Below are 10,026 nucleotides of genomic sequence, written 5' to 3'. Positions count from 1 at the left end.
GCAAGGGCGAGACCCAGCCGGCCAAGGCCACCGGCGACGGCGTGCGTGAGCCGCTGAACCGCCGCGCCACCGTCGACATCAACTTCTAAGGCTCAAGGGGGCCGGTCGTGATCGGCCCCCGAAACCTCGAGGTTGCAAGACATGAAGGACGGTCGATCCCACGGGGCGGCCGTCCTTTTTCTTTGGCTTTTTCTTAGATCCGCGGCCGGGCGTCGCTGGCGATCCGCCGCGACCGGGGCTATTGCGGCAGGGACGGTTGATAAGAGGAGCAGTCCATGCGCGTCGCCATGATCGGAACGGGCTATGTCGGCCTGGTGTCAGGCGCCTGTTTCGCCGATTTCGGCCACACGGTGACCTGCGTCGACAAGGACGCCTCGAAGATCGAGCGCCTGCACCAGAACATCATGCCCATCTATGAGCCGGGGCTGGATGATCTGGTGGCCAACAACGTTCGCGACGGACGCCTGGCCTTCGCCGTCGACGGCGCCGAGGCGATCCGCACGGCGGACGCCGTCTTCATCGCCGTGGGCACGCCTTCGCGACGCGGCGACGGTCATGCGGACCTGTCCTATGTCTATGCGGCGGCCGAGGAGATCGCCGACTTGATGCAGGGCTTCACCGTCGTGGTGACCAAGTCGACCGTCCCCGTCGGCACCGGCGACGAGATCGAGCGCATCATCCGCGAGCGCCGTCCCGACGCCGAGTTCGCGGTCGTCTCCAACCCTGAGTTCCTGCGCGAGGGCGCCGCCATCGGCGATTTCAAGCGCCCCGACCGCGTCGTGGTCGGCACGACGGACGAGCGCGCCCGTGCGGTCATGGCCGAGCTTTATCGCCCGCTGAATCTGAACGAGACGCCGATCATGTTCACCGGGCGTCGCACGTCCGAACTGATCAAATATGCGGCCAACGCCTTCCTGGCCATGAAGATCACCTTCATCAACGAGGTCGCCGACCTGTGCGAGGCGGTCGGCGCCGACGTGCAGCAGGTCGCGCGCGGGATCGGCCTGGACAACCGCATCGGCTCGAAATTCCTGCACGCCGGGCCGGGCTACGGCGGATCGTGCTTCCCCAAGGACACCTTGGCCCTGGTCCGCACCGCGACCGACGCCGGCTCGCCGCTGAAGCTGATCGAGACCACGGTCGCCATCAACGATGCGCGCAAGAAGGCCATGGCCGACCGCGTCGCCGAGGCCCTGGGCGGCGATCTGAAGGGCAAGACGGTCGCCCTTCTGGGCCTGACCTTCAAACCGAACACCGACGACATGCGCGACGCCCCCTCGCTGGACGTGGCCCCGGCGCTGATCGAGCGCGGCGCCGTTGTCCAGGCCTTCGATCCCGAAGGCATGGAGGAGGCGGCCAAGCTGCTGGACGGCGTGGTGTTCAAGGACGGCCCCTACGACGCCCTGTCGGGCGCTGACGCCGCCGTCATCATGACGGAGTGGAATCAGTTCCGCGCCCTGGATCTTGACCGGATCAAGCTGCTGCTGAAGCAGCCGGTCATGGTCGACCTGCGCAACGTCTATCGTCCGGAAGACATGCGGGCGCGCGGTTTCCGCTACTTCTCCATCGGCCGCCCGCTGGACGCGGCCTGACTAGAGCAGCAGCAGGCGACCGGCCGTGATGACCACGGCGGCGACCATGACGGCCGTCGCCGTCGCGATCCCGACCAGTTTCATCGCCCGGCCCAGGCCGTCGTCTTCCATCCGAATCTCCAGCCTGGATAGGCCGACAGTCCGCCCCGCAAGGCAAGAGGGCAGGGCGTGAAGCTGTGCTGTTTTCGGCTTGACTGTGGAGCACGCAAAAGGGGGCGGCGCATAACGCGCCGCCCCCTTCTTTACATCCAGCTGTCGCCGATCAGCCCGTGAAGGGGCGGATCAGGATTTCGACGCGGCGGTTCTGGGCCTTGCCTTCCGGGGTGGCGTTGGAGCCGATCGGCGCGCGGGCGCTCATGCCGGCGACATAGATGCGCTCACGCATCACGCCGCGGTTGATCAGGTGTGAGGCGACCGAGGCGGCGCGGCGCTCCGACAGCGGCTGGTTGATGGCGTCGCCGCCCGAGGAGTCGGTGTGGCCGACCACGTCGACCATCGAGCGGTCGTACTGGTTGAGCACGCGGGCCACGTCGTCCAGCACCGGCAGGAAGCGCGGGTCCAAGTCCGACTGGTTGGTGGCGAAGGTCACGTCCGACGGCATCCGCAGGACCAGATTGTCGCCCTGACGCGCCACGCCGACGCCGGTGCCCGACAGTTCGGCTTCCAGGGCGCGCTGCTGGCCGTCCATGTACTGGCCGACCCCGGCGCCGGCCAGGGCGCCGATGCCTGCGCCGATCAGGGCGTTCTTGCGGCCCTGCTCGCCGCTGGAGGTGTTGGTCAGATAGCCCAGCAGCGCGCCGCCCAGGGCGCCCGCGACGGCGCCGGTGCCGGTGTTGTTGCGGCGGGGCGCGGAGCTGTAGGGGTCGGTCGTGGTGCAGGCGGCGGCGCCCAGCAGGGCGGCGATGCTCAGACCGGCGACGGCGATCTTGGCGCGCATGGGAAATCCTTTCGATGGCGACTTCTGGTCGCGTGAACGCTTGCCCCACAGTTAAGGTTTCAATGTGTATGGACCATGAACGCGGACCGGCGTCGCCTGCCGTTGACCTCCGCAGCCTGTCCCCCCATCTGTAACAGCGGCCGGGCGCTTCGCCGATTACGGGGGGCGCCGGACGGCCGAGGTCGCTTCATTGCGAGGGCCCCATGACTGCACGCACCCTGTTGTTCGACAGCCCCTTCCTGTTGGGTTTCGACCATACGCGCGCCCTGATCGATCGGGCGGCCAAGGCGGCGGCCGAGTCCTATCCGCCCTACAACGTCGAGCAGCTCGGCGAGGCGGCGGTGCGCATCACCCTGGCGGTGGCGGGCTTCACCCCCGAAGAGCTGTCGGTCACGGTGGAAGGGCGTCAGCTGACCATCACCGGCAAGCGCGACGACGCCGGGCGCGACCCTCAGGCCTTCCTGCACCGGGGCATCGCGGCGCGGGGTTTCGTCCGCAGCTTCGTCCTGGCCGATGGGCTGGAGATCGCGGGCGCCCGCCTGGAGCATGGCCTGCTGCACGTCGAACTGATCCGCCCGGAACAGGAACGCAGCGTGCGGCGCATACCCATCACGACGGGCTGAACGGCCGTCGAACCGCCTGGCTTTCCAGGCGTTTAGTCAAGCGTAAGGAGGCGGTCTTATGACGCCCAACATGAATACGAAGGACTTCGCCGATTTCGGCGCCCCGGACCTGGTCTATGTCCGCGCGATCCGCGCCTCAGACGTTCTGGAGGACGTCAGGGTCGAGACGGCCGCCGACATCGAAATCGATCCGGATCAGATTCTCTATGCGGTGCACGGCGCCGACGGCGAGCGTCTGGCCGTCATGCTGGACCGCGAGACCGCCTTCGCGGCCGCCGTGGCGCATGACCTAGAGCCGATGTCGGTCCACTAGGCGCATCTGCGCCGTTCTTGAAACGGATGAAGACGTGAGGAAGACCGCTCAGGCGGCGGTTTTCGACACATCCTTGACGAACAGAGCGCGGATGGCGTCCACGGTCCGCGCCTGGCGCAGTTGCTCGCGCAGTTCCGGCGAACGCAGGGCGCGCGACACCGCCGCCAGCGCCCGCAGATGCTCGGCCCCGGCGTCCAGAGGGGCGAACAGGGCGAACAACAGGTCCACCGGACGATCGTCCAGCGATTCATAGGCGACCGGCGTGTCCAGGCGCACGAAGACGGCGCAGACCCGATCCAGCCCCTTGATGCGCGCGTGCGGCACGGCGACGCCCGACCCCAGACCCGTCGAGCCCAGGGCCTCGCGCTCCTGCAGGGCCTCGAACGCCTTGTCGGCGTCCAGGTCGAAGGCGGCGCCGAAGGCTTCGGCTACGGCGTGCAAGGCCTGACGTTTGGATGACGCCCCGCCCCGCAGGACGATCCCGTCCGACGACAGCAAATCAGCGATGTCCATGCTTACCCCGAAAATCGAACCCGACATTGGCGGAAGGGCGGGTGCTCTTTAGCGCCTTCGCCCTTCCTGAGGAAGCCTCAGCCGACAGCTTGCGCCGCCGCGCCCTTGGTCGTGCGTTGCGGATCGATCCAGCCGACGTTGCCGTCGGGCCGGCGATAGACCACGGCCAGGCCGCCGTGGGCGGCGTTGCGGAACATCACCAGCGGATAGCCGGTCATGTCCAGTTCGGCCACGGCGCGCCCCACGGTCAGGGTGCGAATCTCGGCCTCGGTCTCGGCGATGACCATGCCCACGGGAGGCGGTTCGCCCGGCAGGCCCGCCTCGCCGAACTCCTCGTCCTCGACGGTGTCGGGGTCGCGGAAGATGGTCAGGGCGGCGACTTCGCGCGCGGCGTTCTCGGTCTTCTCGGGCGACAGGCCCTTGGGCCCGATGTGGTGGTCCTTGAGGCGACGCTTGTAGCGACGCACGCGCTTCTCGAGCTTGGACAGGCTGTCGGCGAAGGCCGCCTGGGCGTCGCCGCCGAAGCCGGTCGTCACCAGTGACTGGCCCGAGGCCAGACGCACCCAGCAATCGACCCGGAAGCCGTGTCGATCCTTGGACACCACGACCTCGGCGTCCTGGGCGCCGCGGGCGAAATACTTGCCGATGCCCTCTTCGAGTTCCTGGGAGATGCGCGAGCTTAGCGCTTCGCCGACATCCACTTGCTTGCCGCTGACTTGGATCTTCATGTCCACTAGAACGCGACTGACCGGCTTTGGTGTCAATGCCGATCACCGATTTGTGGTGACGCTTGAGAAGGGTCAGCCGGCCTTCATCAGGCGGCGGCGCTGGATCGACGAGGGAATGCGCAGGGCCTCGCGATATTTCGCCACAGTGCGCCGGGCGATGTCGATGCCGGCCTCGTTCAGAATCTCGACGATGCGGTCGTCGCTCAGCACGTCGCCGTCGCCGGATTCGCCGTCGATCATGGTCTTGATTCGCTGGCGCACGGCTTCGGCCGAGTGGGCCGCACCGCCGTCGCTGGACTGGATGGCGGCGGTGAAGAAGAACTTCAGCTCGAACACCCCGCGCGGGGTGGCCACGTATTTATTCGAGGTCACGCGGCTGACCGTCGATTCGTGCATCTCGATGGCCTCAGCCACTGTCTTGAGGGTCAGGGGCCGCAGGAACTCGACGCCGAAGGCCAGGAAGGCGTCCTGCTGGCGCACGATCTCTGACGCCACCTTCATGATGGTGCGGGCGCGCTGGTCCAGCGACTTGACCAGCCAGCTGGCCTGGGCCGCGCAGTCGGCGACGAAGGTCTTTTCGACGTCCGAGCGGGCGCCCGCCGCCACCACGGCATGATAGCGCTTGTCGACCAGCAGGCGGGGCAGGGTGTCGGTGTTCAGCTCGACCCGCCAGCCGCCGGCCGGGTCGGGACGGACATGGACGTCGGGCACGACCGTCTGGGCCGGTTCGCCGCCGAAGCCGGCGCCGGGACGGGGCGTCAGGGCCTTCAGCTCGGCGATCATCTCGACCAGATCCTCGGCGTCGACGCCGCAGACCTTGCGCAGGGCCGCCAGGTCGCGCCGCGCCAGCAGGTCCAGATGATCCAGCAGGGCGCCCATGGCCGGATCGAAGCGGTTGCGCTCGATCAGTTGCAGCTTCAGACATTCGGGGATGGAGCGGGCCATGACGCCGGTCGGCTCGAAGCCGTGGCAGACGGCCAGGACGGCCTCGATGCGGGCTTCGTCCACGCCCAGCCGTTCGGCGATCTCGCCCAGGTCGGCGCGCAGATAGCCGCCTTCGTCCGTGGCGTCGATCAGGGTCAGGGCGATGGCGTGGTCGGCGGGGCTGAAGCCGGCGGCCGAGGCCTGGGCCTGCAGATGCTCCCACAGGGTCTCGTCGCGCTGGTCGGGGCGTTCGCGCTCCTCGCCGTCGGCCAGGCCGCCGCCGGAGCCGGCGCGGGACCAGTCGGCCAGGCCGGGCTGGTCGGTGGCCGGATCATCCTGGCGGTCGCTGACGCGCTCGCCGGGGGCGGCGTCGCCGTACAGATCGTCGGCGCCGGCGTCCAGGCTCTGGGCGTGGGCGTCCGAGCCTTCGACGAAGCGCATCTCGCCGTCGTCGCCGCCGTCGCCCGCAGACGCGTCATTGGCGGCCTCGGGCGCGCTCTCGGAGCCGGGCTCGCCCTCATCCCGCTGCAGCAGGGGATTGCGCTCCAGCTCGCCCTCGACGAAGGCCTCCAGCTCAAGGTTCGACAGTTGCAGCAGCTTGATCGCCTGCTGCAGCTGGGGCGTGATGACCAGCCCCTGCCCCTGTCTGACCTCCAGCCTCTGACCGATCACGTCGTTTCCGCCCCGCACGCAGGCGCTGTTGGCCCGCTTCTTGCTGGGATCATGGATCGGAAGCCGTTAACGCGAGGCGAACAGCCGCCGCGTCAGGCCTTCTGGGCGTCAGGCGTACATTTCGCCCAGGTAGACGCGGCGCACCTCGGCGTCGGCGACGGCCTCGTCGGCCGTGCCTTCAAACAGGACGGATCCGGACGAGATGATCGAGACGCGATCGATGATGTCCAGCGTCTCGCGCACATTGTGGTCGGTGATCAGCACGCCGATGCCCTGGCTGGACAGATAGCGGATCACCTGGCGGATGTCGGCGATGGCCAGGGGGTCGATGCCCGCGAACGGCTCGTCGAGCAGCATGAAGCTGGGCCGCGCGGCCAAGGCGCGGGCGATCTCGACGCGACGCCGCTCGCCGCCCGACAGGCCGGTGGCCGGGGCGTGCCGCAGATGGTCGATGCGCAGCTCTTCCAGCAGGCGGGTCGTCTCGTCCCGCACGCCGGCGGCGGTCTTCTCGCGCAGTTCGACCACGGCCTTGACGTTCTGCTCGACCGTCATGCCGCGGAAGATGGAGGCTTCCTGCGCCAGATAGCCCAGGCCCATGCGCGCGCGCTGGTACATGGGCTGCTGGGTGATGTCCTCATTGTCCAGCCAGATCGAGCCGCTGTCGGCGGGGATCAGGCCGGTGATCATGTAGAAGCAGGTCGTCTTGCCCGCCCCGTTGGGGCCCAGCAGGCCGCAGACCTCGCCACGCTGGACGTTCAGGGAGACGTCGCGCACGACCTGGCGCTGGCCGAAGCTGCGGGCGATGTGCTCGACGCGAAGGCCAGTCGGACGCGCATCGTCGGCCGAGGTCGCCGCCGTCTCGGCGGCGGGCGCGTCCCGGTTCAGGGCTGAGAGTTCCTTGCGCGCCACGCGGGGTCAGTTCCCTTGCGGATAGAAGACGCCCTGGACGCGGCCGTTGGCGCCGCCGCCCTCGATGCGCGCCGTCTCGGTGCGGACGTTGTAGACGAGGCGGTTGCCGGTCAGCACGCTCTTGCCCTGGGTCAGGATGACGTCGCCGGTCACGACGACGTTGCCGTCGTTCAGCGTGTAGACGGCGCGGTCGCCCTTCATGCTCTGGTCCGGGGTGACGAAGTAGACGCTGCCGGTCGCTTCGATGCGGTTCAGCTCGCCGTTGGCCGTGAAGCCGCGGATGGCGTCGGCGCGCAGGCGGTTGGACCCTTGCGTCACCTCGGCCCGTCCGCGCAGGGAGAAGCCGTCGGGCGTATATTCCCCGCTGTCGGCGCCGTACTGGACCGGCTGGCGGCTGGCGTCGGCGCGGTTTTGGGCGCCCGAAACGGCGGGCAGGGCCAGGGCGGTCATCAGGACCGCGCCCGCGATCGTCAGCTTGGACTTGGACATGTTCATCGGTCGGCTCCGGCGGGATTGATCGTCCCGCTTACCTTGGTTTCGCCCTGGCCGTTGAAAACGACCCGCTGGCCTTGATCATAAATCGCATAAGACGAAGCATTGATGCTTCCAAGGGGCCCGCGACCCTGCACCCCCTTGTCGCCGGTCACCACCCCGGTCTCGGTGTCGACCACGGCCTCGGGCGTGACCAGGGTCCAGCCCGTGCCGCCGTCGGAAATCTTCACGTTCGGGCCGATGACGACCTTGCGCTGGGTTTCCAGATAGGTGCCGCCGTCGGCGGTCAGCTCGGTCGTCTTGCGTGCGCCGAGGTTGAGCCGCAGCAGCGGACCGACCAGGCGGAAATGGCCGGTCGCCGGATCACGCACCGCGCCCTGGGCGCCGATGACGAACGAGCGGCCCTGCGCGTCCTGGCCGTGGAACATGGGGTTGTCCAGGCGGATCTCGCGGCTCTCGCTGGCCTTGCGCTCCACCCCCGACATGACGGTGCGGAACACGGTCCAGGTCAGGGCGCCGCCCGCCAGCATCAGGATGACGATGGGCAGGACGCGGCGATACAGCTTCACCCGGCGCGAGCGCGTGCGCCAGCGTTCGCCGGCGCGGGCGACGCGCGCCTCGTCGGCGCGCTTCTGCTCGTCCTGGGCGGGCTGTTCGCTCATCGGCGTCTCGGGTCCGATTCTCAGGCGTGGGCGAAGATGTCGATCTCGTCCCAACCGGCCAGGTCGAGGCGCGAACGCACGGGCAGGAAGTCGAAGCAGGCCAGGGCCAGCTCCATGCGGCCTTCACGCACCAGCATCTCGTTCAGGCGGTTCATGATGGCGTGCAGATACAGAACGTCCGAGGCGGCGTAGTCGAGTTGCGCCTGGCTCAGTTCCGCCGCGCCCCAGTCCGAGCTCTGCTGCGCCTTGGACATGTCGACCCCGGCCAACTCCTTGGCCACGTCCTTCAGGCCGTGGCGGTCGGTGTAGGTGCGCGCCAGCTTCGACGCGATCTTGGTGCAGTAGACCGGGCGCGTCTCGACGCCCAGGTGCAGGTCGAACATGCCGATGTCGAAGCGGCCGAAGTGGAAGATCTTCAGCACCTTCGGGTCGGTCAGCAGCCGCTTCAGATTGGGGCAGTCGTAGGCCGGACGGTTCAGGCGCACGACGTGGGCGTTCCCGTCGCCCGACGACAGCTGCACCACGCACAGCGGATCGCGACGGAAGCGCAGGCCCATCGTCTCGGAATCGATCGCTACCTGCGGCCCCAGGTCGAGGCCGTCGGGCAGGTCGCCTTCGTGGAAATAAACCGTCATGCGCAGAAACTCGTTCGTCGTTCAGGCCGTAACATAGACGAACCGCGCGCTATCGCTAGGACGCAAGCTCGACCTTTGCTGTCGCGGCCGTCGAAAGGAAAGGGGAGGGCCGGAATGACAAACGGCGCCGCATCCGATCGGATACAGCGCCGCTTGAGAAATGGTGCCCAGGAGAGGACTCGAACCTCCACGGCCGTTAAGCCACTGGCACCTGAAGCCAGCGCGTCTACCAATTCCGCCACCTGGGCCCGGTGGGTCGCCCCGCCGAGGGCCGGACTAATAGGGGGGAGCCTCGGGGCGGTCAACAGGCTTTTTCCCGATTCCTGAAAAAACTGCGCCGTTGACCAAAAGCTCCGAGAAATCCGCGCTCTATCAGGCCAGCCAGACCATCATCCGCGTATCGGCGCTTTCGCCCCGCGCGCGGCTGAAGGCCGGGCGGGTCTCGCCGGTGTACAGGAAACCGGCCTTCTCCAGCACCCGGCCAGAGGCGGGGTTGTCGGCGAAGTGGCCGGCCATCAGGGCGCGGCGCTTCCACCGCGTCGAGGCCCAGACCAGGGCGCCTTCCAGCGCCTCGGTCGCATAGCCGCGGCCCCAGAACTCGCGTCCGATCCAGTAGCCGGCTTCGGGCACGGCGTCGGTGTTCTGGAACATGCCGATGACGCCCACGGGGCCGTGGTCTTCGTGCTCGATCAGGAAGGTGTTGGCCCGCTTCGGATCCTGGGACGCCACCTGCAGGACGAAGTCCTCGGCGTCGTCGACGCGAAAGGGGTGGGGCATGCGCTGGGTCATGCGGGCGATGTCGTGGTCATTGGCCAGGGCCGCGATCCGCGTCACGTCCTGGGCGCCGGGCGCGCGCAGCAGCAGACGCCGCGTCTCGACGACGGGGGAGGTTTCGATCACGCACATGGTTCGGCCTCGATGTCTTCGGCGCCGCCTCCTTGGAGGGCTCGGGCGGCTTGCGAGGCGGGGAAACGCAAACGGGGAGCCTGATGATCCAGACTCCCCGCGGAAAATTTTCCCTTGGTC

At 68.2% G+C, this 10,026-nt stretch carries 13 protein-coding genes and 1 tRNA gene; 4 read left to right on the top strand and 10 right to left on the bottom strand.

All coding sequences use genetic code 11. The features are described from left to right. Together BJP32_RS17215 and BJP32_RS14440 are read left to right on the top strand one after the other, a co-directional pair. On the top strand, positions 1-89 hold an 89-nt coding region (locus tag BJP32_RS17215; protein WP_317984224.1), incomplete at its 5' end, for a hypothetical protein. 186 nt (positions 90-275) lie between these two features. After that, positions 276-1,592 carry a UDP-glucose/GDP-mannose dehydrogenase family protein gene (locus tag BJP32_RS14440; protein WP_076224613.1) on the top strand — a complete coding sequence of 439 codons (1,317 nt, stop codon included), beginning with the start codon at positions 276-278 and terminating at the stop codon, positions 1,590-1,592. Between the two features lie 262 nt (positions 1,593-1,854). On the opposite strand, the gene BJP32_RS14435 is transcribed toward BJP32_RS14440, so the two are convergent. Further along, positions 1,855-2,529, bottom strand: a complete 675-nt coding sequence (locus BJP32_RS14435) for an OmpA family protein (RefSeq protein WP_046651934.1) — start codon at positions 2,527-2,529, stop codon at positions 1,855-1,857. A gap of 203 nt (positions 2,530-2,732) precedes the next feature. Between BJP32_RS14435 and BJP32_RS14430 the strand changes: the two genes are divergently transcribed. Together BJP32_RS14430 and BJP32_RS14425 are read left to right on the top strand one after the other, a co-directional pair. After that, on the top strand, positions 2,733-3,152 hold the full coding sequence (locus tag BJP32_RS14430) for an Hsp20 family protein (protein WP_003163940.1): 420 nt from the start codon (positions 2,733-2,735) through the stop codon (positions 3,150-3,152). Positions 3,153-3,210: 58 nt separating this feature from the next. Beyond that, positions 3,211-3,465, top strand: coding sequence for a DUF1150 family protein (locus tag BJP32_RS14425; protein WP_003163939.1), 255 nt, complete (start codon positions 3,211-3,213; stop codon positions 3,463-3,465). Positions 3,466-3,513: 48 nt separating this feature from the next. On the opposite strand, the gene BJP32_RS14420 is transcribed toward BJP32_RS14425, so the two are convergent. The 9 genes from BJP32_RS14420 to BJP32_RS14380 form a co-directional block, all read right to left on the bottom strand. Next, positions 3,514-3,978, bottom strand: coding sequence for a PTS sugar transporter subunit IIA (locus tag BJP32_RS14420; RefSeq protein ID WP_003163938.1), 465 nt, complete (start codon positions 3,976-3,978; stop codon positions 3,514-3,516). Positions 3,979-4,055: 77 nt separating this feature from the next. Continuing rightward, on the bottom strand, positions 4,056-4,706 hold the full coding sequence (gene hpf, locus BJP32_RS14415) for a ribosome hibernation-promoting factor, HPF/YfiA family (protein WP_040344572.1): 651 nt from the start codon (positions 4,704-4,706) through the stop codon (positions 4,056-4,058). A 72-nt stretch (positions 4,707-4,778) separates the two neighbouring features. Continuing rightward, on the bottom strand, positions 4,779-6,302 hold the full coding sequence (gene rpoN, locus BJP32_RS14410; protein ID WP_076224611.1) for an RNA polymerase factor sigma-54: 1,524 nt from the start codon (positions 6,300-6,302) through the stop codon (positions 4,779-4,781). A gap of 108 nt (positions 6,303-6,410) precedes the next feature. Then, positions 6,411-7,211, bottom strand: a complete 801-nt coding sequence (lptB, locus tag BJP32_RS14405) for an LPS export ABC transporter ATP-binding protein (protein ID WP_076224610.1) — start codon at positions 7,209-7,211, stop codon at positions 6,411-6,413. 6 nt (positions 7,212-7,217) lie between these two features. Next, entirely contained in the window at positions 7,218-7,706 is a 489-nt protein-coding gene (locus BJP32_RS14400) for an LptA/OstA family protein (protein ID WP_076224608.1), read from the bottom strand. Next, entirely contained in the window at positions 7,703-8,365 is a 663-nt protein-coding gene (gene lptC / locus BJP32_RS14395; RefSeq protein ID WP_003163932.1) for an LPS export ABC transporter periplasmic protein LptC, read from the bottom strand. Before lptC ends, BJP32_RS14400 begins: the two co-directional genes overlap by 4 nt. Positions 8,366-8,385: 20 nt before the next feature. Further along, positions 8,386-9,000: a ribonuclease D gene (locus BJP32_RS14390; protein WP_046651929.1), complete on the bottom strand. Its 615-nt coding sequence runs from the start codon at positions 8,998-9,000 to the stop codon at positions 8,386-8,388. 161 nt (positions 9,001-9,161) lie between these two features. Next, positions 9,162-9,248 (bottom strand) — tRNA-Leu (locus BJP32_RS14385). A gap of 124 nt (positions 9,249-9,372) precedes the next feature. After that, complete coding sequence (locus BJP32_RS14380; RefSeq protein ID WP_003163930.1) at positions 9,373-9,906, bottom strand: GNAT family N-acetyltransferase; 534 nt, start codon at positions 9,904-9,906, stop codon at positions 9,373-9,375. Positions 9,907-10,026: the final 120 nt, after the last annotated feature.

Source organism: Brevundimonas sp. ZS04 (genome assembly GCF_001956865.1).
Classification (GTDB): Bacteria; Pseudomonadota; Alphaproteobacteria; order Caulobacterales; family Caulobacteraceae; genus Brevundimonas; species Brevundimonas diminuta.
The sequence above is the reverse complement of the archived record's forward strand: the minus strand, read 5'-3'. Positions and strand labels throughout refer to the sequence as shown.

Excerpts from the sequence above, each read along its gene's own strand:
- BJP32_RS14390 (WP_046651929.1), bottom strand. The coding sequence starts at position 9,000 with ATGACGGTTTATTTCCACGAAGGCGACCTGCCCGACGGCCTCGACCTG.
- lptC (WP_003163932.1), bottom strand. The coding sequence starts at position 8,365 with ATGAGCGAACAGCCCGCCCAGGACGAGCAGAAGCGCGCCGACGAGGCG.
- BJP32_RS14440 (WP_076224613.1), top strand. The coding sequence starts at position 276 with ATGCGCGTCGCCATGATCGGAACGGGCTATGTCGGCCTGGTGTCAGGC.
- BJP32_RS14430 (WP_003163940.1), top strand. The coding sequence starts at position 2,733 with ATGACTGCACGCACCCTGTTGTTCGACAGCCCCTTCCTGTTGGGTTTC.
- hpf (WP_040344572.1), bottom strand. The coding sequence starts at position 4,706 with ATGAAGATCCAAGTCAGCGGCAAGCAAGTGGATGTCGGCGAAGCGCTA.
- BJP32_RS14400 (WP_076224608.1), bottom strand. The coding sequence starts at position 7,706 with ATGAACATGTCCAAGTCCAAGCTGACGATCGCGGGCGCGGTCCTGATG.
- BJP32_RS14425 (WP_003163939.1), top strand. The coding sequence starts at position 3,211 with ATGACGCCCAACATGAATACGAAGGACTTCGCCGATTTCGGCGCCCCG.
- BJP32_RS14420 (WP_003163938.1), bottom strand. The coding sequence starts at position 3,978 with ATGGACATCGCTGATTTGCTGTCGTCGGACGGGATCGTCCTGCGGGGC.
- BJP32_RS14435 (WP_046651934.1), bottom strand. The coding sequence starts at position 2,529 with ATGCGCGCCAAGATCGCCGTCGCCGGTCTGAGCATCGCCGCCCTGCTG.
- BJP32_RS14380 (WP_003163930.1), bottom strand. The coding sequence starts at position 9,906 with ATGTGCGTGATCGAAACCTCCCCCGTCGTCGAGACGCGGCGTCTGCTG.